Annotated in this window: 21 protein-coding genes and 1 tRNA gene; 11 read left to right on the forward strand and 11 right to left on the reverse strand. The window is 36.5% G+C overall.

Annotation, left to right across the window (positions count from 1 at the left end):
- Positions 1 to 79 precede the first annotated feature (79 nt).
- Entirely contained in the window at positions 80 to 487 is a 408-nt protein-coding gene (locus tag BT1A1_RS06615; RefSeq protein ID WP_034769369.1) for a hypothetical protein, read from the reverse strand.
- Between the two features lie 94 nt (positions 488 to 581).
- Positions 582 to 655 (reverse strand) — tRNA-Pro (locus BT1A1_RS06620).
- A gap of 459 nt (positions 656 to 1,114) precedes the next feature.
- Between BT1A1_RS06620 and BT1A1_RS06625 the strand changes: the two genes are divergently transcribed.
- A complete protein-coding gene (locus BT1A1_RS06625) occupies positions 1,115 to 1,507 on the forward strand; it encodes a hypothetical protein (RefSeq protein ID WP_231553305.1) in 393 nt (130 codons plus the stop codon).
- Positions 1,508 to 1,773: 266 nt separating this feature from the next.
- Here BT1A1_RS06625 and abc-f read toward each other — a convergent pair whose 3' ends face one another.
- Together abc-f and BT1A1_RS06635 are read right to left on the reverse strand one after the other, a co-directional pair.
- Complete coding sequence (gene abc-f, locus BT1A1_RS06630; protein ID WP_034769370.1) at positions 1,774 to 3,591, reverse strand: ribosomal protection-like ABC-F family protein; 1,818 nt, start codon at positions 3,589 to 3,591, stop codon at positions 1,774 to 1,776.
- Between the two features lie 392 nt (positions 3,592 to 3,983).
- Positions 3,984 to 4,274, reverse strand: coding sequence for a hypothetical protein (locus BT1A1_RS06635; RefSeq protein ID WP_034769372.1), 291 nt, complete (start codon positions 4,272 to 4,274; stop codon positions 3,984 to 3,986).
- Positions 4,275 to 4,504: 230 nt separating this feature from the next.
- Between BT1A1_RS06635 and BT1A1_RS06640 the strand changes: the two genes are divergently transcribed.
- The 4 genes from BT1A1_RS06640 (at position 4,505) to BT1A1_RS06650 (ending at position 9,090) form a co-directional block, all read left to right on the forward strand.
- A complete protein-coding gene (locus tag BT1A1_RS06640; RefSeq protein ID WP_034769374.1) occupies positions 4,505 to 5,542 on the forward strand; it encodes a YhcN/YlaJ family sporulation lipoprotein in 1,038 nt (345 codons plus the stop codon).
- 22 nt (positions 5,543 to 5,564) lie between these two features.
- Positions 5,565 to 5,708, forward strand: coding sequence for a hypothetical protein (locus BT1A1_RS19065; protein WP_176458970.1), 144 nt, complete (start codon positions 5,565 to 5,567; stop codon positions 5,706 to 5,708).
- A gap of 816 nt (positions 5,709 to 6,524) precedes the next feature.
- Positions 6,525 to 7,538 carry an alcohol dehydrogenase AdhP gene (adhP, locus tag BT1A1_RS06645; protein ID WP_034769559.1) on the forward strand — a complete coding sequence of 338 codons (1,014 nt, stop codon included), beginning with the start codon at positions 6,525 to 6,527 and terminating at the stop codon, positions 7,536 to 7,538.
- A 58-nt stretch (positions 7,539 to 7,596) separates the two neighbouring features.
- A complete protein-coding gene (locus BT1A1_RS06650) occupies positions 7,597 to 9,090 on the forward strand; it encodes an aldehyde dehydrogenase family protein (protein WP_034769376.1) in 1,494 nt (497 codons plus the stop codon).
- A gap of 211 nt (positions 9,091 to 9,301) precedes the next feature.
- Here BT1A1_RS06650 and BT1A1_RS06655 read toward each other — a convergent pair whose 3' ends face one another.
- The 4 genes from BT1A1_RS06655 to BT1A1_RS06670 form a co-directional block, all read right to left on the reverse strand.
- Entirely contained in the window at positions 9,302 to 10,741 is a 1,440-nt protein-coding gene (locus tag BT1A1_RS06655) for a sigma-54-dependent transcriptional regulator (RefSeq protein ID WP_034769381.1), read from the reverse strand.
- A complete protein-coding gene (locus tag BT1A1_RS06660) occupies positions 10,738 to 12,381 on the reverse strand; it encodes a sensor histidine kinase (protein WP_081912295.1) in 1,644 nt (547 codons plus the stop codon). The genes BT1A1_RS06655 and BT1A1_RS06660 overlap by 4 nt, the downstream gene beginning before the upstream one ends.
- A 14-nt stretch (positions 12,382 to 12,395) precedes the next feature.
- Positions 12,396 to 13,544, reverse strand: a complete 1,149-nt coding sequence (locus BT1A1_RS06665) for an iron-containing alcohol dehydrogenase (RefSeq protein WP_034769383.1) — start codon at positions 13,542 to 13,544, stop codon at positions 12,396 to 12,398.
- A gap of 331 nt (positions 13,545 to 13,875) precedes the next feature.
- A complete protein-coding gene (locus BT1A1_RS06670) occupies positions 13,876 to 14,490 on the reverse strand; it encodes an RraA family protein (RefSeq protein ID WP_034769384.1) in 615 nt (204 codons plus the stop codon).
- Between the two features lie 261 nt (positions 14,491 to 14,751).
- On the opposite strand from BT1A1_RS06670, the gene BT1A1_RS06675 reads away from it, so the two are divergent.
- Entirely contained in the window at positions 14,752 to 15,006 is a 255-nt protein-coding gene (locus tag BT1A1_RS06675) for a hypothetical protein (protein WP_034769386.1), read from the forward strand.
- 128 nt (positions 15,007 to 15,134) lie between these two features.
- Here BT1A1_RS06675 and BT1A1_RS06680 read toward each other — a convergent pair whose 3' ends face one another.
- Positions 15,135 to 15,434 (reverse strand): hypothetical protein, encoded by a 300-nt coding sequence (locus BT1A1_RS06680; RefSeq protein WP_034769387.1) that lies wholly within the window; start codon positions 15,432 to 15,434, stop codon positions 15,135 to 15,137.
- A 488-nt stretch (positions 15,435 to 15,922) separates the two neighbouring features.
- Between BT1A1_RS06680 and BT1A1_RS06685 the strand changes: the two genes are divergently transcribed.
- On the forward strand, positions 15,923 to 17,197 hold the full coding sequence (locus BT1A1_RS06685; RefSeq protein ID WP_231553306.1) for a C40 family peptidase: 1,275 nt from the start codon (positions 15,923 to 15,925) through the stop codon (positions 17,195 to 17,197).
- 160 nt (positions 17,198 to 17,357) lie between these two features.
- Here the strand turns inward: BT1A1_RS06685 and BT1A1_RS06690 are convergent, their stop codons facing one another.
- The gene (locus BT1A1_RS06690; protein WP_034769388.1) at positions 17,358 to 17,918 is read right to left on the reverse strand and encodes a hypothetical protein; all 561 of its coding nucleotides are present in this window, start codon (positions 17,916 to 17,918) and stop codon (positions 17,358 to 17,360) included.
- A 327-nt stretch (positions 17,919 to 18,245) separates the two neighbouring features.
- Between BT1A1_RS06690 and BT1A1_RS06695 the strand changes: the two genes are divergently transcribed.
- On the forward strand, positions 18,246 to 18,536 hold the full coding sequence (locus BT1A1_RS06695; protein WP_034769389.1) for a HesB/YadR/YfhF family protein: 291 nt from the start codon (positions 18,246 to 18,248) through the stop codon (positions 18,534 to 18,536).
- 515 nt (positions 18,537 to 19,051) lie between these two features.
- Positions 19,052 to 20,422, forward strand: coding sequence for an MDR family MFS transporter (locus BT1A1_RS06700; protein ID WP_034769391.1), 1,371 nt, complete (start codon positions 19,052 to 19,054; stop codon positions 20,420 to 20,422).
- Between the two features lie 259 nt (positions 20,423 to 20,681).
- Here BT1A1_RS06700 and BT1A1_RS06705 read toward each other — a convergent pair whose 3' ends face one another.
- Positions 20,682 to 20,903: a DUF2187 family protein gene (locus BT1A1_RS06705; RefSeq protein ID WP_034769393.1), complete on the reverse strand. Its 222-nt coding sequence runs from the start codon at positions 20,901 to 20,903 to the stop codon at positions 20,682 to 20,684.
- Between the two features lie 311 nt (positions 20,904 to 21,214).
- Between BT1A1_RS06705 and BT1A1_RS06710 the strand changes: the two genes are divergently transcribed.
- Together BT1A1_RS06710 and BT1A1_RS06715 are read left to right on the forward strand one after the other, a co-directional pair.
- Positions 21,215 to 21,433, forward strand: coding sequence for a hypothetical protein (locus BT1A1_RS06710; protein ID WP_034769395.1), 219 nt, complete (start codon positions 21,215 to 21,217; stop codon positions 21,431 to 21,433).
- A gap of 167 nt (positions 21,434 to 21,600) precedes the next feature.
- The gene (locus BT1A1_RS06715) at positions 21,601 to 22,623 is read left to right on the forward strand and encodes a zinc-dependent alcohol dehydrogenase family protein (RefSeq protein WP_034769397.1); all 1,023 of its coding nucleotides are present in this window, start codon (positions 21,601 to 21,603) and stop codon (positions 22,621 to 22,623) included.
- Positions 22,624 to 22,719 lie beyond the last annotated feature (96 nt).

Genomic DNA, 22,719 nt, shown 5'->3' on the forward strand with positions numbered 1-22,719 from the left:
CAGGGTTTTCATAAGAAAGATCTCACATTTAACACACTAAAACCGTGCTCTTCTAATTTTTTGTATAGCACTTTTTCAGTCAATTTTGTTTTAACTTGAAGATTTCCAACTCATTTTTGGTTGTTTTTTGATAAGTGAAGTCAACAGTAGTCTTGATATCGGACATCTCTTCCTTTATATAGTTAATTTCTCCGTGCAGCTTATGAACATCAGTGGAAATGGCATCCAATTTAGCATCCGTTTCTTCTTGCCGGTGTATGACCGCTTTTAATAATTGTGTATTTTCATTTACCTGAGATTTAATGGTTTGGGCTTCACCTTTGATTGTTTGCATATCGCCTTTTAGGGTTTGGACTTCATCTTTAATTGTTTGCATATCGCCTTTTAGGGTTTGGACTTCGCCTTTGATTGTTTGCATTTCTTCTTTGATTGGTTTTAATGCTTCCTGAATGATTGATTCTAGCATTGTTTTTAATTCGTTATTCACTTCATTCCCTTCCCCTTTTCATAATAATTCCTCAAAAATGAAGGAACGGCATCCAGTAAACTGAAAACCGCTCAATACCCACGTCTTTATTATATCGGGAAAACAGGATTCGAACCTGCGACCCCTAGCACCCCATGCTAGTGCTCTACCAAGCTGAGCTATTTCCCGGTTTTTCATTTTTCCAAAAGTACTGCTGACTAATACTTATTATATAAAAAACGAACAATATATTCAATAAAAATTAAAGAAATGCAGTTCAACTCGATTTAGGTATAATTGAAATAGATGGATGATTCATAAAAGAAGGGGATGTTCATATGAGGGAATTAATCGGAGAATGCGTGTCTTGTGGTAAATATGTTTATTGTGAAAATGGGTTTTTCAATGGGGTTCACGAGGGTGGAAAATTATATTGTACTCGTTGTGGTCATGATTTAAAACAACAGGAAGACTGTAAAAATAATAGCTGAAAAACTTTTACAAACGATCAGAATTGAGCCTTGAATAAGAGGCAATTTCCTTATGAATTATGCAATATCTCGCCAAGGTGGTGTAATTTGAATAGAAAGTGGAAAAATAGCCAAAATATTGGTCAATAGAGATAAATTCTATAAAAGGATGATTCCATTGGATATTCGTATCGAACAATTCGATAAAATCGTAAAAATGATCGAAGGTGCACAAGCGGCACTTAATAAATACTTTTTTGATTATCGTATTTTTACTACTTTTGAATATTGGCTGATGATCTTCTTTCTTATTGCACCACTTGTACTTCTCTATTTTAAAATTGACAAAAGCAAACTATTTGAAATTTGTTTTTACGGATATAATATTCATGTTCTTTTCGGATATATCGATTTATATGGAAGAAATCTTGGATATTGGAATTATCCTTTCCCCGTCTTTCCGCCAATACCCGGTTTATCATTAGATACCAGCTTAGTCCCGGTAACATTCATGCTTGTTTACCAATGGACAATCAAACGCAAAAAAATTATTACATCTACAGTTTACTGACTGCGGTAATCTTTTCCTTCCTTTTCAAACCGGTTCTCGTTCGGATGGGTTTATTTAAACTGTATCAAGAAATTAATTTTATCCATCTTTTTATCAGTTATGTAATTGTTGTCTTTGTAGCAAAGTGGATGATGGATTTATTTTTATGGATAAGGAGGAAATACGCTTGAAACCATCAGTGGGACAAAAGATTTCCCACTGATGGAAGTTTTACCGACATAACCATTTATTAAGGAATGGTTTTATCAGCCCTCACAAGAACCATTTTATTCAATTAATTTCTTCTCGATTTCCTCGATTTCTACTCGAATTTTTTTGACTTCAGCCAGTCTGCTTTCTTCTTGAGCCGGATCTACATTTTCATCTGTCATTAATTGTGTGTATCGGAGTTGTAATTTTTCAAGCTTATTCATCATTAGCTGAACCGGGTTTGAAAATGTTTGATGCTTTTCCCATTCATGGTAACTACCGGGATAATAATCAACTTTCCCCTTTTTAATATACGCCACTTTATTGGCTACTTTCCTTAAAAGGTACGGATCATGGGCAACAAGTACAATTGAACCCGGGTAGACGATAAGAGCATTTTCAATCGTTTCTCGGGTTGGTATGTCGAAATAATTGGTCGGTTCATCCAGTACAAGTAAGTTGGCATTGGAAAAATACAGTTTTACAAAGGCAACCCGGCATTTTTCTCCCATACTTAATGTGCTGATTTTTTTAAAAACATCTTCGCGACGGAACAAGAAACACGCCAAAATCGTTCGAGCATCCGCTTGAGTAATATTCGGTATCATCAAAATTTCATCTAAAATAGAGTTTTCAAAATTTAAATTTTCCAGCTCTTGAAAGAAATAGCCAATCTTTAACTGCGGATTTCTTCTCACTTGGCCACAATCGGGTTCTAAAATACCTGCCATTAGTTGCAACAATGTGGTTTTCCCGCTTCCATTCGGGCCAACAACCGCCAATCGATCTCTCCAATTTAACTCCAAATAAACATTGGAAAAAATCGGCATTGTGCTATAGGAAAATGTCACATTAATCAGCTCAAGCATTTTTCTTCCGCCAAAATCATCAGATACAAAATTGGTTGAAATCGTTTTGGTCAGTTCCGGTTTATCAATTTTTTCCTTTTCCAATCTTTCCAATACTTTTTCTTTTGCTTTCATTTTGGTCGCTTGTTTAGCCGCCTTCTTTTGTGCATACGGATCACGTACACTTGCACCTGCATTTGCTTTATCATACCATTGTTTGTATTGGGTAATCGTTTCTAGCAGTTTTTTACGTTCCTGCTCCTGTTTTTCATACAACTTTTGCATGGTTTTGTATTCATGTTCTTTTTGCTGCTTATATGAGAAATAACCACCTGAGTATTTTTTTGTCCCACTTTTGGTCAGCTCATAGGTTGATGTGGCGACGTGGTCGATAAATTCCCGTTCATGGGAAATGAATAACACACTTCCTTTGAAATTTAAAAGCCAATCTTCAAGCCAGTGGATCGACTCGATGTCCAGATGATTCGTCGGTTCATCAAGAATGATTAATTTCGGTGATTGTAACAGGACTCTCGCTAGCTTCACCCGTGTTTTTTGTCCGCCACTTAAATTTGCATAGGGAAGATACCAAAGTGGTTCCGGGATGCCAAGTTGTTTTAACGTTTTTTCTACATTCATCTCCCAATCGTAACCATGGACGTCTAAATACTTTTGCAGCCGTTTGTTATATTCTTCAATCACCTGTAAGTCTTCCGGTTGTTCAGCAAGTAGTTGACTGTAGTGTGTCAGTTCGTTTTTGATAACTGCATTCGGATGGTTTGCAATGACGAAATCCATGACCGTTCCATTATCCCTCTGATTTTCTTGCACCATGTAGCCAATTTCTTTTTTATTTACGCCGTATTGGACATGCCCGGACTGAGCCGGGAGCCTTCCCAAAAGGACCTTGATGAGTGTTGTTTTCCCGATGCCGTTTTCACCGATCAGTGCAATTCGTTCTTGTTCTTTTATTTCAATGGAGACATTTTCAAATAATTTTTGTCCGGCAATTTCAACGGCCAGATTATTTGCCTTTAGTAAAAACATACAGATTCCCCCTATATTTTGCCAAACAAAAAAGGCACGAGGAACCTCGCGTCTAAAATGGACAAACCGAAGAAACCGGAATAGACCGGTTGAATATAAAAGTTTCCGAACGATTAGACATCAAATTAGACACAGGAATCCCGTTCTTTGCTGAATGGCAAAGTAAATTTTGCATATAAAATTAGTTGTGCAAAAAAGAAACGGAATGATCCATTGTGTTAATTTTGATGCCTCCTTTTACTTAGTTAATATTATTATACACTAAATTTTCAAGACATACGACAAAAATATGTGAAATAATGGAATTTTATTGTGAAATAATTTCAACTCTCTCATTGATGGAAGTTTCACATATACGAAAGCAATTTTGCACTAATTTGGACTATCTCGTTTTAAAATATTTTATTGATTTCTTTTAACCTGTATTTTGAATTTCCATTTTCTCCAAGTAAAACGCTCTGAATATTATAAGTGATTGCACTGTTAATGAATTTTTGTGCTTCATTTTTATCGGGAAGCATCTTTAGTAAAGCAAGGATATTTTTGATTTCATCGTCAATGCTAACGGTAATTAAATAATCTTGTACAGTTAAGTAGTAATTTTTATACATAATTTTTTCAAAAGGATCAATGCCAAATTGATCATAAACGACTGTTGCTAATTGATAATAGTAGTCGTTCATTCACATTACCTCCTTGTGCCATCTCACCGTTAGGAACTCGGCAGATTAATTTATGGATTTGTAACAACAGATTTTTCGAAAATAATGATTACCTTCATTATTAACCAAAAATTCACATACCATGCCATCACAATAACGATTATTTTCCAGCAAATTTGCATTTTCTCCCTCGAATAGATTTTCATGAACAAGACATGATATAGACGAGAACCAGAGAAGGAGTGAAGAAAATGAAAATGAAATGGTTCATAACAGGTGTTGCAGTTGCTTCTTTATGTCTTACAGGGTGTACAAACAATGACAATGCCGGCGACAATAACGATAATGGTACTCAATTTACCCAAAATACACGCAATAACAATAATGCAAGACCAATGAATGTGAAAAATAATACCCGTAACAATCAAAATGTAAAGACATCAAGAGCTGCTGAACGTGAAGTAGAGAAGTTGAAAGAAGTGGAAGATGCGCATGTTCTCATTACCAACAATAACGCTTATGTTGCGGTTAGACTTTCCAAAAATAATCGTGGAAATACCAATAATCAAGGAACGACAAATGTAAATTTTGACAATAATGGAAACGCAACTCGCAATGGGGCATTAGATGGTGATGGAAATACATTTATGGAAAACGGGAGAGTAAATCCGGACAACAATAACAATAATACAGATGATGGCACTATTAATGGAAATGATGATGCAGGAAATAAAAATGACAGAACTCAGACTGGACGAAATGCTGGTACATTTGCCGGTGACAATAATAGACAAAATACCGGTATCGGGTTCAATGGAAATAGAACAGGTCAAAATTTAGGTACAGGAACCGGCGGCAATTCTACCGGGCAAGATGTTGGTCCAGCCAATAATACGGGTCAAAATGGTGGTACAGGGATCGGTGGAAATAGAGCCGGTCAAAATGTAGGTACAGGGATCGGTGGAAATACGACCGGACAAAATATGGGCACACAAAATGGGGAAACAACGAATCGAAATGGAGCAAATAACAATGCAAACAATACCGCTCAATATAGTCCGGTATCCAATGCATTTGAACAAAAAATTGCCGATGCTGTTCGCCGGGCAGATGACCGAATTTCCCGTGTGTATGTTTCTGCAAATCCTGATTTCTATGATCGTGTAAATACGTTTGCAAATGATATGCGCACGAATAATAATAATAATGATGGTTTGTTTGACAGATTCAATGATATTGTCGATGACTTCTTCGGCACGGCCAATAATGACAGAACAAATACTCGATAAATCAATAATGAGGGAATGAAATATGAGAAAAAAAGACCAATTTTTAGCCGGAAACAAAATTACGAAAGACAATCAAATTTTTGGTACACCGAATAGTAAAGCAAGGGACGGAACTGGAAACTCACCAAATGATGATATCGGTCAGAAAAAAGGCCAGCGATTGTAACAAATTTGATAAATTAGAGCTTGGGTATGTACCCGAGCTCTAACTTATATTTGGCGACGAGATCAATTCTCGTCGTCGTATTATGTTTACGGGGAAATTGGATTATTCCATTTAGCTCTACCTAAAATTGATGGATTTAACGCGCCTATGTCACTAATGCCGATTAATCCTAGCGTAATGTCCAGATCAGCAATGATATTTTGCAATTGAAACATGTTTGTTCTTTGCTTGCAAATAAATTAAAGAAAGTACTGGTGCTTCACTATACTCAAATGGGATCGGAACAATGTCACCCTTTTTAATCAGATAATCCTGCCTCACCCAAAAATCGGTATAAATTCCAATGGCTAAGTCGTTAGCAATGATATTTTTAATGACATCATTATTATTTGAATATTTTCAGGAGTAGATTAATCGAAAAACTGCTTTAGAGGCGGATACCTATATGTTGTCGGCCTTTTTCTTTTTTAATTATTATTGATTTATAAAAAGATAGGAGAGAATCTTTGAATTAGTTATATTGTCTATGTCCAGAATCTCTGTTCTTTTTTACAGTCTTACTCCCGGACGCGTGGACCAATTATTTGTCACTGATAGCCGTAATTACGGCGGAAAGTGCCAATTTTTCGGCTCTAGGCATACCAATTCTTGATCGCTAACAAGTACAGTACTGGCTTTGAATATAGAAATCCAGCTAACAAACGCAAGCGAAAAATAATAGGGGGAAAGCGCCTCCATAATTGGCACGTTTTTTGCAAATTAAATAGTGAATGTTAAATTTTGAGGGGAGAGGTAGAAATGGATTCAAAAAATTTAATGAAAGCTGCAGTTGTCAATGAGTTCAAACAAGAATTGGAAATCAAGGAGGTACCGGTGCCGGAACTGGAATATGGGGAAATTCTGGTGAAAATTAAAGCATGCGGCGTTTGTCACACCGATTTGCATGCGGCACACGGTGATTGGCCGGTCAAACCAAAGTTACCGTTAATTCCCGGTCACGAAGGTGTTGGAATTGTAGAAAAAGTTGGTGAAGGGGTTACTTCCATTAAAGTGGGGGACCGAGTTGGAATTCCTTGGCTGTATTCAGCTTGCGGTGAATGTGAATATTGTTTAACAGGTAGAGAAACTTTATGTCCAAATCAATTAAATGCAGGTTATTCTGTTGACGGCGGCTATGCAGAATATTGTAAAGCACCGGCTAATTATGTCGTTAAAGTTCCGGAAAATTTAAGTTTTGAAGAAGTTGCACCGATCTTTTGCGCAGGGGTAACCACTTATAAGGCATTAAAAGTATCTGAAGCAAAGCCAGGGGACTGGGTAGCGATTTATGGAATTGGCGGTCTTGGTCATGTTGCCCTGCAATATGCGAAAGCAATGGGGTTCAATGTCATTGCCGTTGATATTCAAGATGATAAATTAGAGTTGGCAAAAGAATTGGGTGCGGATTTAACCGTCAATGGTATGAAGACAGATCCGGTTCAGACAATCAAAGATCAAGTTGGCGGCGTACAAGCAGCTGTTAGTGTTGCGGTTACGAAAAAAGCATTCGAGCAAGCTTATCATTCGGTAAAAAGAGGCGGAACATTAGTTGTTGTTGGTCTTCCTAATGACGAACTGCCAATTCCGATTTTTGACACGGTATTAAACGGGGTTACGGTAAAAGGTTCTATTGTGGGAACGAGAAAAGATTTACAAGAATCTCTTGAATTTGCGGCACAAGGAAAAGTACGGACAAATATTGAAGTGCAGCCACTTGATAATATAAATGAAGTATTTAAACGGATGGAAGATGGAAAAATTAATGGACGTGTTGTATTAAGTATTTCATAATATTTTGAAAGCGTTAACACTGGGGGTTATTCCCCCGGTAAAAAGGGGAGGGAATAGAATGCAAAATGTAAATACAAAAGGAGTAAAACTATCTCCTAGATTAGAACAATTTTTAAAATCAGAGAAAAAGCTTTATATAAATGGAGAATGGGTGAATAGTCAATCCGGAAAAACTTTTGAAACCGTAAATCCAGCGACAGGAGAAAGGTTGGCAAATGTTACCGAGGCCGGTCCGGAAGATATCGATTTAGCGGTTAGAGCTGCAAGGGAGGCATTCGATCGTGGTCCTTGGTCAAGAATGGGAACTGCTGAAAGAAGCCGCTTAATTTATAAACTGGCTGATTTAATGGAAGACCATAAACAAGAGTTGGCACAGTTAGAAACTTTGGATAACGGAAAGCCTATTCGTGAAACGTTGAACGCCGATGTTCCATTAGCAATTGAACATTTTCGCTATTATGCCGGCTGGGCAACGAAAATTGTCGGGCAAACCATTCCGGTACAGGGGAATTATTTCAACTATACCCGACATGAAGCTGTGGGTGTTGTCGGTCAAATTATTCCGTGGAACTTCCCGTTACTTATGGCTGCATGGAAGCTTGGTGCCGCTTTAGCAACCGGTTGTACTGTTGTCTTGAAACCCGCTGAGCAAACTCCATTATCGGCTATTTATTTAGCCAAACTAATCGATGAAGCTGGATTTCCTAAAGGCGTCGTTAATGTAGTACCGGGCTTCGGGGAAACAGCAGGTGCACCACTTGTCGAACATCCGTTAGTCGATAAAGTTGCCTTTACCGGATCAACGGCTGTCGGGAAAATGATCATGCGAAAAGCCAGTGAAACATTAAAACGCGTCACGTTGGAACTGGGCGGGAAATCACCGAATATTGTCTTGCCTGATGCTGACTTATCAAAGGCAGTTCCGGGTGCGTTAATGGGTATTATGTTTAATCAAGGGCAAGTATGTTGTGCCGGTAGTCGTTTATATGTTCAAAAAGGTTTATACGATAATGTGGTAAGTGATTTAGTAAGTTTGACAAAAGACATTCAACAAGGAAACGGCTTGCTGGAGGATACAACGATGGGGCCGCTTGTATCCAGTGAGCAACAAAAACGGGTGAAAGGATATATTGATAAAGGGGTTGAAGAAGGAGCAGAACTGTTAAGCGGTGGGAATATCCCTTATAGTCAAGGTTATTTCGTTGCACCGACAATTTTTGCCGACGTAAACCATTCTATGACCATTGCGAAAGAAGAAATTTTTGGTCCTGTTGTCGCAGCCATGCCCTTCTCCGATATAGATGATCTGATTGAAAAAGCGAATGACTCTCACTACGGGCTTGCTGCTGGGGTTTGGACGCAAGATATTAAAAAGGCTCATTATATTGCACATCGCTTAGATGCAGGTACGGTTTGGGTCAATTGTTATAATGTCTTTGATGCGGCAAGTCCTTTTGGCGGTTATAAACAATCCGGAATCGGCCGGGAAATGGGAAGCTATGCGTTAAACAATTATACAGAAGTGAAGAGTGTCTGGATTAATATGGAATAAAGTGAATTATTATCAGGGGATCTTCAACCTAGGTGAGTTGCACCAATCGGACGCATGCAGGTAGCCGGTCCCCTATTTTTCTTCTTTGTAAACTTGTTACTACTCGTTAAGGTGGAATAAATCAGATCGTTCTCAGAACCTGATTGTATACTTTGTCAGAATAGGTTTCAAGATTTGGATGTCTTGAAACCTGTTCGTGTTTTTAGTGCTGTCATTTTTCATTAAGTAAGTAGCGTAATTTTCTCATTGTAATTTGCAGTCTTTTTGCCGCTTCTTTTCGATTTCCTTCAACATCTTTAAGCGTTTTCATGATAAAGGCTTTCCCCACATATGCTTCTAGATCCTTGACCTGGTCGAGAATCTCTTCTAAACTTATTTCTTCTTTTTGATTAAAAACTGTGAGAACTTGATTTGTCCAACGATGAAGATAACTTTCAAGTTCGCTTTCTTCACTTTTTTTACTTATTGTTCTTCCTATATTCGGGTGTGAAGAGATAGCAAAATAGGATATCGGCAAGTCACCAGGTGTAATAACGGCTTGATTTGAATCGGTTAAAGCTACAACTCTTGTAACAAAATTGGCTAACTCACGAATATTTCCGGGCCAATCATACCTTTGCAAATAGGCCAGAGCATCATCTGAAAAAGTAATATTTGAATTAGGAAAGCGTTGTAATAGGTGTTCGATTAGGTACGGAATATCCTCTTTTCGCTCACGAAGCGGTGGGATTGTTAAATGAACGACATTTAATCGATAATACAAATCTTCTCTAAATTTTTTGTTTTTCACGGCTTCTTGGAGGTCTTCATTCGTTGCTGCAATGAGTCTCGTATTTGTCCGGAAAATTTTATCGCTTCCAACAGGCATAAATTCTCGTGTTTCCAACACCCGTAACAATTTTACCTGAATTGAACGAGACGCTTCTGCAATTTCATCAAGAAACAATGTACCTTGACTGGCGATGGAAAATAATCCTTTCCGTTGTTGAGTCGCTCCGGTAAAGGCTCCCTTTTCGTGACCGAACAACTCACTTTCTAATAGTGATTCGGGAATGGCACCGCAATTGACCCCGATAAAAGACTCTTGGCTTCTTGGGCTTGCATGATGAATAAATCTGGATAAAACTTCCTTGCCTGTGCCTGTTTCCCCTTCAATTAACACATTCACATTTTTTTGAGCCACCTTGTAAGCTGTTTTCAGTAGTTGCTCCATTTTTTCACTTTTGCCGGTAATAAAGCCGATTTCATGGGCGATGCTTTTTATAGTTTCGTGTGCAGTTTTATCATTATCTTCCAGTAAGCTGTCTATTTGTTTTTCCAATAAGTCAATATCATCAAATGGTTTTTCAATATAATCAGAAGCACCGAATTTTATTGCTTCCACAGCTGTTTTTATCGTGCTGTACCCGGTCATAATAATGGCCTTACAGCGAGGTTGGAACTTTTTTAGTTGTTGTAAAAGGGTTAGACCATCCACATCAGGTAATTTTAAATCAATCATCGCGGCATGAAATTTTTGTAAGGAAAAATTAATTGAAAAAAACTCTTTTCCACTATTTACAACTTGTACCCGATATCCTTTCGCGGTAAAAAGGCGGGACAAAAAATTACCAATCTCGATTTCATCATCGATAATTAATAAATTGATCACATTTTCACCTCAGTTCCTTGAGAAGATTGAACAGGTAATTTTAGTGTGAAAGTACTTCCTTTATTCAGTTGACTAATCACATCGATGAAGCCGCCGTGTTTTTTGGCAATTCCTAAACTAACCGATAATCCTAACCCGGTTCCGCTTTTTTTCGTTGTATGAAACGGGTGGAAAATGTTCGATATCCGTTCTTCTTCAATTCCGATTCCATTATCTTTAACAGTTAAATGAAGTTCGTTATGCTGATAAGAGGTTTTAATTGTTATTGCCTTTTCTTGTCGTGATGTTTGTTCCAAGGCATCTTTCGCATTTAATAGTAAATTGATGATGATTTGTTCAATCTGAGTCCGGCTGCCCTCAATTAAAGGTAAATCCGGTTGTAAATGAATATGAAATTGAATTTGATTTTTTTCAAATTGATATTTTACTAGATTTAGTACTTGACTGACCGCTTCATTTAAAGATACAGGTTCAAAAATATACTCGTCCTGTCTTGAAAAAGTTAGAAGACTTTTAATGATTTGCTTGCAGCGATCACCGCATTTTTTTATATCGTAAAGGAGAGAAAAGACCGGATCTTCTTTTGAAAAATCTCTCAATAACAACTGGGAATTTCCTAAAATGGCTGTTAACGGGCTGTTCAGTTCATGGGCAATCCCTGCAGCCATTTCGCCAATCGCAGCCAATTTTCCGGAATGAATCAACTGTGCTTCCATTTTTCTTTTTCCTGTTACATCTTTGATATAAGCAATAACACCGTATAAATTATTTTCTTTATTATGAATCGGATAGCTATATACTTCACAGATTGTTTGATCCGGGTAATTTAATTCCAAATAACCGGCTTTTTGAGCGTTAAATGTATCGATAATTAATTGTTTCAATGATGGTTCATTTATTAAAAGGTTCGTTTTTTTCCGAATTTGATAAAAATCATTTGCCGCGTCATTATATTGTAAAATATGTAAATCTTTATCAAACACAATGATCATATCATCAACTGCTTTAAATGTGTCTTCCCATTGTTGTTTCGCATGTAAAACTTCACCGTATAATTGAACGTTTTCAATGGTTATCGCCAAATGATCGGTCAGTTGTTCAAGAAAGGACAGTTCATCTTCGTTCCAAATGGTTTGATCCGTACGCCCCATACACAAGACGCCGATTTTTTTATTTTTACTGTAGATGGGAAGTACTAAAATCGTTTGTAAATGAAGTGCTGCTAAATGTTTTTTTTCATAGAAATGAATGGGTGAGCCGACTAATTCCTGTAAAATTATTTTTCTTTCATTTAACGCAGTCCAATAAAGAGAATTATGTTCAAAAATGGTCGAACCGATTTTTACACAGCGGCTGTCTTTAGGGTAAACATTGACGAGAACAAGTTTGTTGTTTTGTAGTAAAGATATGCTGATATGGTCAAAATCGATGAGCATCTGCAATTTATCAATCATATTTGATAAGATATTGTCTAACGGCATATCAACTTTTATACTTTTCATTATTTCGTTCATGATTTCTAATTGTAAATTTTTCTTTTCCAATTGTTCGACCGTTTTCTTTAGCTCCGTGTAGTAATTTTTTTTAGAAGATTTTATTCCTGTTAACTGGGCAATCATTTCTTGTTTTTCTTCAAGCATAATCGTTCACCGCCTTATAAGATGTTTTCCAACAATGTTTTCACTTGAATAAAATCCATATCGCGAGGATTTGTAATCATACAAGCATCTTCTAGTGCGGTTTGACTAATCAGGTTGATCTCATCTTCAGTTATGCCAATATTCCTTAACCTTTTCGGAATTCCAATATCCTCTGATAATTGATTGACAAATGCAACGGCTCGATTTCCTGCCTCACGCTGTGTTAACCCCCTTGTGTCAATGCCCATGATTTCAGCGATCTCTGTAAAACGTTTCGGCACGGCAATAAAGTTAAAATCCATAATATGCGGCAAAAGGATGGCATTGATTTCCCCATGCGGAAGTGGAAATCGGCCACCAATGGCGTGTGATATGGCATGAGCAGCACCTAAAATCGCATTGGAAAAAGCAAGTCCGGCTTGTAAACTAGCCATAGCCATGGCCTCTTTTGCTTCCATATTCGTTTTTGAGGCGACGGATGGGCGTAAATAATTTGCGACAAGGTAAAGTGCATTTTTAGCTTGCACATCGGTTAATGGTGTCGCGGCAATACTGACATAAGCTTCAATCGCATGTGTCAGCACATCCATTCCCGTTGAGGCAGTTAATGCACTATCCTTTGTCATTAAAGTAAAAGGGTCGATGATGGCAATATCAGGTACTAACGTTTTCGATACAATGGTCATTTTTCTTTTTCGCTCGGAATCAACGATAATGGAAAACTGTGAAACCTCTGAACCCGAACCGGCCGTTGTCATAACCATGACCATGGGAGGGAGCGGTTTTTCAATTTTATCAATTCCCTCATAATCACTAATTTTTCCACTGTTTGTCGCCAGTATTGCGATTGCTTTCGCTACATCTAAGACACTGCCGCCACCGATTCCGATAATGGCGTCACACTCATTTTCCCGAAAAACAGACACACCTTTCACAACTTCAGTATCTTTGGGATTCGTTGTTATGTCTGTAAAAGTGGCATAAGGTAAATGACTGTCTTTACATATTTGAATAATTTTTTCCAGCCAACCGGCGTTCGCTACCCCTAAATCACTGACAATAAGTACTTTTTTGGCTCCTAAACGAAGGCACGCTTCACCGACTTGGCTTATTGCATTAGAACCGAAAATGATTTCAGGTGTTACAAATTTTTTAATATGCATAAATACCACCCTATTAGAATTTTTATCAAAATATTTTTAAAAGAATTTCGATTTTAAGGAGATTAGTATAATCCTGTTTTTGAAAGAGCCTTCATTTCCGGTTAGGATTCATGTGATCTTATAGAAAGTATATCTTCTGACTTGTTTTAAAGTCAACAATATTAGAAATATGAAATTTTGCAGGTTTTTCGAATATGAAAATTCTCTGCTTTAGCGGTAGGAGTTGTTAAAAACGGGGTACATATAGCTGTCTATAAAAAGGAGAGAGAACTTGATTATAAGAACTAGCTGAAAAAGCGGACAACAAATGTATCGTCCGCTATTTTCCGGGTTAACTAAAAAGATCTTCTAAATATTTTCTTGCAGAAGCTTCATCTTGCAATGCCGAGGCTTCTCGTTGTTCATCCTTCTTTAACTTGGCTAAAGCTTTTTCTAAAACTTTCTCGGCATCTGCTTGAGGGATTACAACGACACCATCTGCATCACCGACAATAATGTCACCGGGGGTAATGGATACGCCGCCACAGGAAATCGGAACATTTATTTCCCCAGCGCCATTCTTAAAACTTGCCGCTACAGTTGTCCCTTTAGAAAACACGGGAAAGTTAAGGGAACGGACACCGATTAAATCCCGAATAACACCGTCAACGATAATACCGGCAATGCCAAGTTTTTGCGCCAAACTCACAACAAAATCTCCGGCAACTGCCCGATAAGATTCCCCTTTTGCATCTACAACGAGGACATCTCCGGGTGAAGCTTCCTTGATTGCTTTCAAAACCATTGTGTTGTCCCCGGCCGGAATCTTTACAGTAAATGCCCGGCCAGCAACTTTATATGAATCTTGCAATGGTTTAATGGATGGATCCAAATTATTCATGCCATTTAATGCATCAGAAATACAGGTGGTCGGTAGATCATAAAATTGTTTCATCCATTTTTCCAATTTTGGTAACCTCCTAATTATTTAATCCTATATTACTATTATAAATTTACATGAAAAATAATGAAAATTAAAATAGAAAAAAATTATAAAAGAAGATAAGCAAAAGAAATGGTTTTGAATATGATGTATCCAAAAAATTGTTGCCTTTTAGGTACATACCTAGCCATAAAAAAAACCTTTGCATACCTTGTAATTGAATAGCTTAGGTTGATTCATTATTTTAATAATGAATGGCCTATAAAATAAGAGGAGGATGCGTATATGCATAATGAAATCAGTTCCCCTTATATAAATGGGGGAGAAGAAAGAATCTTTGGGAGACCATTTGGTTACGGCAGACCATTTTGGTCGGGTAGACCGTTTTGGTATGGCAGACCTTTCGGATATGGCTTTGGCGGTCCGTTTCTTGGCGGTGTTTTAGGTGGCCTTCTGGGTAGTACACTGGTAGCACCATTTACTTTTGGTTCCCCTTATCCCTTTGGATACGGTGGGTATCCATTTTATCCGTATTGGTAATTTCAAAACTCGGATATATAAATGAACGACGGAAATGGCAGAGTGGGCTTGTCCAAAAAGGCTAATGCATGCCTATTGGCAGCCCTTGTTTAAGGATAGTATCTTCTGGGGAAGGTAAATTGTTCGGGCTATCGCTGTCCATTCTTAGCCTGATTTTTTTGCTTCTTTTGATAGGTTAACCAAGCGGTTTTTAATGAAGCATATAAACCAATTGCCGCAGAACCATAAAAGCCACCCATAAAGATTCCTGCCCACAAATCTTTTCGATGACTAATAAAAATTGAAATCAAATAACCCAACACGGTAGCAATAGTAGGAAAATATTTCCTCGGGATGGGAAAAACTTTAAATAGTTGAGTTAGAAGGACAATTGATGGAACTGCAATCACGCCATCCCAAAAATTTGTATGTATCTCTGGAAAGTTCATAAAACCGTTCCTTTCTTATTTGCCTAAAAATAGTATTGGAAAAAGTTGAGTAACTATACTTGTAAAAATATTTAAAAAAGAAATTTTGGAGAAATTTTGAGAAATACGTTGCTTACAAAAATACATATTTTTTTCATTTTAGAAGGATATGGAGTTTTTAAATAAATATTTATAAATACTGAAAGTCTGAAGTTAAAAATTGCCAAAAACAGGTTTTTAATAATTTGGTATCCAACAGGTTTTACAAAAAATTTCTCATTAAATATAGGACATTAGTTTTATAGAAAATTGATTGGTATAAATGAATAAACAATTAATTTTAAATTTATAATGTTTATGTCGACATATAGTACTTACTCCTCATTTATATTACAAAACATTAACAAAGTCCTATAAATCTACCAAATTTCTACAATTATAGGTATAATAATAATAGGATCTAAAGACTAATGAGAAATGGCCGATATAAAGAAAAAGGGGGGTATCCATTGAGTAATAAAAAAGTAATCATGTCAGTAACAGCAAGTGCAGCAATTGCCTCTGCTCTACTTGGTGCTAATGAAACAGAAGCAGCAACTTATAAAGTCCAACGCGGGGATTCTTTATGGGCAATTGCACAAAAGTATAATGTTAGTGTGACTCAGTTGAAAAGTTTGAATCAATTAACATCTGATGTCATCTATCCAAACCAAGTTTTGGAAACAGGGAGTAGCGAAACTAGTCAAACTACTCCATCAAGTTCTACGAATCAACCGGTTTCAACAGCAGCAAGTACATACACGGTCAAGAGTGGCGACACCTTGAGTAAAATTGCTTTACAACATAACATTTCGTTAAAAGACTTAATGGCATGGAACAATTTAACTTCTTCATTAATTTATCCTGGGAATGTACTTGTCGTGAGCGGTCAGGGACAATCGTCAAGTTCCAGTAATCAGAATCAGAATTCCGCACCACCATCCAATCAAAATCCAGGTACACAAGGTGGCTCCACAATCACTTATACGATTAAAAGCGGCGATACCTTAAGCGGCATTGCTTTTAAATATAAAGTTTCCGTCCAAGATTTAATGGCATGGAATAATTTAACGACCACCTTAATTTTCCCGGGTAATACTTTAACTGTCAAAAATGCTCAAACATCAACGGATACAAGTTCAAATTCAACTTCTAATTCGAATCAAAATGGCTCGGCTTCTTCGGATTATACCGTTCAAGCAGGGGACTCTTTATGGAAAATTGCAAGTAAATTTGGAGTTAGTGTCGCTAATTTAAAGAGCTGGAATAATTTGAGCTCTGATGTGATTTATGTAGGTCAAAAATTAACCATTCAAGGTTCAGCGGGATCTGGTGTTTCCAATAATTCCGGAAGTAACACATCTACTAATACCAATGGCAGTTATAATGTTAATACGCTAGTCAGCGTAGCAAAAAGTTTACTCGGAATCCCTTATGTATGGGGTGGCACTACGCCAAGCGGTTTTGATTGCAGTGGCTTTATTTATTATGTTTATAAACAATCCGGTAAAGATATTAAGCGTTATTCGAGTGAAGGATATTTTGATCGTTCGTATTATGTAAACAATCCGGAAGTTGGCGATCTTGTATTCTTTAAAAATACATATAAAGCCGGCATTTCTCACTTGGGCATATATTTGGGGAACAATCAATTTATTAATGCAGGTTCCGACGGCGTGGAAATTGCTAGTCTAGACAATCCTTATTGGAAACGCCACTTTGACAGTTTTAAGAGATTTTATTAATATCTTTCCTTTCAAAATAATAAAATCAGTAAAGAGACCTCATTTCTTTTTAAAATGAGGTCTTTCGCTGTAGCGGGAATTTAAATGAGGGTAGTTAGTCACATCCGTGTTTGAAGGAAAATGAGGTGGAGGCTAAACTTAACTGGAGTGTTTTATGATGTTATCCCCACATTTTCATTAAGTCATTTGTTACTAAAATTTCAATTTCTCCGCTACCTGAATAAATCGATTTCACTTTAGCCAAAATCCGTTTACTCAAGGCGATTTTTGGTCTTAATTCCTCAACAATTTGTTCCGGTAACCAGCCAACGATATTTCCATTACGATTATAGACAGCAATGCCATTAAAACTTTTTTCGCTATCTTCTATTATTTCATCGATAATATAGAGCTGCTCATTTATTTTTAAATTAGTGATTGGATCATCAGCATTATTCGAGGGTTTTAATAATTTGAAGGTCGTATTTATATATGGCTCGGTAAGATTCCAACCGCAATGATTACAAATCTTAATTAAGTTGTTTTTATTAACGTAACTATACTTCTTACAACGTGGACAAGTCATAAACGTAAAATTTTCCTTATTATTCGTTTGATAATGTTTATGCGTGGAAGAATTGGGTTGGCTGGTTGACGGTCCATGTCGACTTTTCTTTTGATCGTACAATAGTATGCTAACAAAAATGATTAACATAGTTATAAAAGTAGTAATCCACATCATGGTTCTCACCTCCTTATATGCAATTTATAAAAAATTATTTCCCTAAAAATGTGAACTTGTAGGGGGAAGCGCTTCCATTTCTATTATTATTATATCATATATTAACGTAAATTTGTATCGGTTAACCTAAAAATAAAGGGGACTTACCAAGCATTTAATTAGGTAAAAATTACATAACACTTATTAATTAAATTCACAAATTATCCAAAAATCAAGATTGCCGCGAAAAACTTTTACTGATATACTAAGAGCAAGAAATGTTTGTGAAATATTTCACAATTAGTGTTTTCTAGAATGACAGCCCAATTTTATGATGAGGTGATGATCATGCAAATTACAATGTCTGAAAAAGTTTTCAATTGGTACAAAGAAGAGTTATCCTTAAATCAGGGAGATTTTGTACGTTTTTATATTCGTTACGGCGGTTTTAATTCTTTTATTAGCGGCTTTTCACTGGGAATGGATAAAGATATACCTGAACGTTCCAATATTCAACTGGAAAAGGACGGTGTTATTTTCTTTATTGAGGATGAGGATATTTGGTATTTTGATGATAAAGATTTAGTTATTGAATTTAACGAAAAATTAGGAGAGCCGGAATTTCGACAAGCAGTGTAAAATATATGGATTAAATCAGACCGGCGTGGCATAAGAAAATCTATAAATCCAATCGTATTCCTCTGGATTTTCATTTCTCCAGCTTTTCCTAATGAAAACATTCCTCCAAAGGTTAGTATATCTGACCAATCCACCTTTCAGACAGGTGGTTTTTTTAGCTAATAGGAAAGTAAAAATTTTTCAATTTCTACTTTCCTAACGCATAAGTGCACAAGGAAAGCTTCGCGGGAATACATCGCAGCCGAAAAAATTTTATATTTTTTCGGTGACTAGAGAAGCTTCGGTAGCATTACCTCGCAAGCGAAAAAATTTTTTTTGCTGACTACGAATTTGCCCTCACCTAAAGGATCGGACACCCAAGTTTTCCTTATACACCTGAAAATAATTATGTACTTACTTCTATTATGTAAATAGTCATAGTATGATAAAACTAATGAATCTAGCCCATAGTTAAACATAAACGCCAATTCTATCGTATAATCTAACGTAATGTGGAAATAAAAGGAGAATTCATTATGCAAGGGGTAACCAAACAGAATATTATTGTCACGTCCTTAATTATTGCTACTTTCTTAACAGCCATTGAAGGGACAATTGTTAGTACTGCTATGCCGAAAATTGTTGAGGATTTAGGCGGGAGCAGCTTATATACTTGGGTCATCTCTGTTTATTTATTGGCCACGGTCATCAGTACACCTATTTTTGGAAAATTAGCCGATCTATATGGTCGGAAAATTATGTTTCAAATTGGAGTTGTCATTTTTTTACTTGGATCTACTTCATCCGGTCTGTCACAAACTATGGAACAACTTGTTATTTTTAGGTTGATCCAAGGAATTGGTGCAGGTGCGCTGGCCACTATTCCAATGACGATTATTGGGGATGTTTTTTCATTTGAACAACGGGCAAAAATTCAAGGATGGATCAGTAGTGTATGGGGCATTTCAGGGGTCATTGGTCCAATTGTCGGCGGTTTTATCGTGGATGCAATTTCTTGGCATTGGATTTTCTTCATGAACTTACCGTTTGGAATCATTTCTTTAATTCTTTTACAACAAGCGCTCCATGAACAATTATCAAAGAAAAAACAAATAATTGATTATGCTGGAATTATTACTTTTACAATCAGTATGACGGCTTTTTTGTTGGCCCTTAACATCGTAAAAGTAGAAAAACAAATGACAACGAATTTATTTTTTTGGTTGCTCATTTCGCTCGTTTTCATGTGTCTATTTCTTTTTATTGAGGCAAAAGGAAAAGAACCGATGCTGCCACTTTCTTTATTTAAAAACAGATTTATCACAGTTTCCAATATTGCCTCATTTTTTATTGGCTTTATTTTAGTAACGGTCACCTTTTATATTCCTTTATGGGTGCAAGGGGTAAGCGGGTTAAACGCCACTTTATCCGGAATCGCTATGTTGCCGATGTCCATCACATGGATGATTGGTGCGATGATAACCGGCAAACTTTTTGAAAAAATAACGGTAGCTTCTATAGCGATTATTGGGAGCACCATGATTATTTTTGCTTGTATCGGTCTTGTATTCTTTCAAGCAAATACAATAATTCCTTGGATGATGGTGACAACAGGAATTTTAGGCATTGGTTTCGGCCTGTCCAGTACGCTTTATACAGTTGTCGTTCAATCAGCAGTAGAGTGGAATTTTCGTGGTGCAGCGATGGGTACCATTAATTTAATGCGGAATCTTGGTCAAACGATTGGAATTGCCGTATCCGGTTTATGGTTAGGTGAAGAATTACATGGTAGTCAATTAGCGGAAAGTTTACATCATGTCTTTTTCTTTTTAGTTATACTCGCAATATTGACATTCTTATTTGCAATGATGTTAATTGGTAGAAAACTAAAACAAACAACACATTAATCACCGACATGCTTAAAACGATTGGAGACTTTTTTACATTTATAGACGAGTGAAGGAGTTAAACATAAACATGCTTGAAGAGATTGATTTTAACATCCGGGACATAAAGGCGAATAAATGAAATTTGTTTGAAGAGATTGCAAAAAATGGCGTTCGGGGAAGGAGTAATTTAACTTTTTACGGCAAGTCAGGAACTCCTGTTTTCGGGCCAGCTAAAAAACACTGCCCCATTCATACCGGATGGGGCAGGTAGAATTAATTATTTCACCTGTTTATAGTTTTTATGATTGACAACCGTTTTAACTGGCTCGCCTGTTTTTGGATTTATTCCAAGCTGGATAATGACAGAGTTCTCTTTAACAATCAGAACTTCTCCTTTTTTTCCTTTATAACGTCCTCTCTTAACTTCAACCATGTCTCCTTCCTTTGCCTTTTTCCGTTTTCCTTCAAGATTCCCCTTTGTTACCGTTTCTTGTTCCATTTTATTCCCTCACTTTTGCAGATTCTAAGGCTAGTGGCTATTTATTAATATGACCAAACATTGGATAGTTCATGATAAGTTCATCGGATTAAAAAAGCACTAACATGAAAATTTTCCATGATAACATGAAATAGGGTGTAAGTATTTCAATGGTTCTGCCGGTGGTAAGGATGTCAAGGCGGAGATGAGTATAGAACGTGGAACTACTATTTCAACTCAAAATAAAAATTTAAGAAAAAGTAAATTAGGTATTGAATTAGAACTAATGTTTGGTATATAATAAGAACAAAGGTTCGTTGTGGGGTGATATGATGAGAACTTTACTTTTGAATGCTGCAAAAAGCGGAGAAAGACTTGAAATGATTTACCTTTCCGAAAAAAATATCATAACACATAGAATTATTACAGTTAGAAGAATTGGAGAAGAACATTTCCAAGCTTATTGCTATACAAAAAGACAAATTCGTACTTTTAAAATAAAAAACGTGCTATCAATTGTTCCATTAAGAAGTCGAAAACGGGCAAATTAGTTGGAAATTAAGGGCTTAAGATCCAGACGCACAAGCATGTTGGGAAGAACAGGGAATGTTTCGAGAACTCAATCTGCTATATCCAGTGGCTGTCCAATTATGTTAACGGTAGAATTAAGTTGTAGCTTTTTTAATAAAATTGGATTAGAAAAGGAGACTTAATAGTTTTGAATGGAAACTGTATTAAATTTTATCAATTCGGTCATCCAAAAGATGTGTTAAGAGTTGAGTCTAAAAAGATTGAACCACCTAGAGAAAAAGAAGTACTTGTTCGAATGTTGGCTCGCCCTATCAATCCTTCTGATCTAATACCAATTAGAGGGGCATATTCACATCGGATTTCTTTACCGAATATTCCCGGTTATGAAGGTGTTGGTATTGTAGAAGAAGTAGGTCCTTTTGTTTCTAAAAGTCTTATTGGAAAACGTGTTTTGCCTTTACGTGGGGAAGGGACTTGGCAAGAGCTTGTTAAGACAACAGCAGAGTTTGCAGTACCCGTACCGGATTCCATTGATGATTTCACGGCAGCACAATTGTATATTAATCCAATTACAGCATGGGTGATTTGTACGGAAGTTTTGAAATTAAGGCCCAATGATGTTTTACTCGTAAATGCTTGTGGATCTTCAATTGGTCATATTTTTGTACAATTATCAAAACTTTTAGGCTTTCAAATAATTGCAGTCACTCGAAATAAAAAATATACAGAAGACTTGCTTCATTTTGGCGCGTCATATGTTATAGACACTTCTGCTTTTCCACTTTATGAAACCGTTATGGAATTAACAAATGGAATGGGTGCGGATGCTGCGATTGATTCCGTGGGAGGTTCATCCGGAGACGAATTGGCATTAAGTGTTCGCCCAAATGGGAAATTTATTACTATTGGTCTTTTATCAGGGAAACAAGTAAACTGGGCGGATATTGTAAATAAAGCAAAAGTGAATGCGAATATTTTTCATTTGCGGAATTGGAATCAAAACGTCTCGGTTGAGAAATGGCAGGAATCTTTTTATCATCTAATAGGTCTCGTCACTGATAAAAAGTTATCATTGAAAGGGGGAGATTCAAAGTATGATCTGTTGGAAGTAAAAAAAGCGATTGATGTTGTTGAATCTTCTAAAATAACGAAAGGAAAAGTTTTTTTAACCAGTCATTGGGATAATACCTCTTTGATTAGCATCCAATAAGCTTTTAAAAAAAAATTTACAAAAAATAGGTATTAACCGCATGTAGTGAAACAAAAAATTATACTCTGTTCACCATTTTCCTCTTTTCATATTTAT

The sequence above is a fragment of the Caldibacillus thermoamylovorans genome (assembly GCF_000751775.1).
Classification (GTDB): domain Bacteria; phylum Bacillota; class Bacilli; order Bacillales; family Caldibacillaceae; genus Caldifermentibacillus; species Caldifermentibacillus hisashii.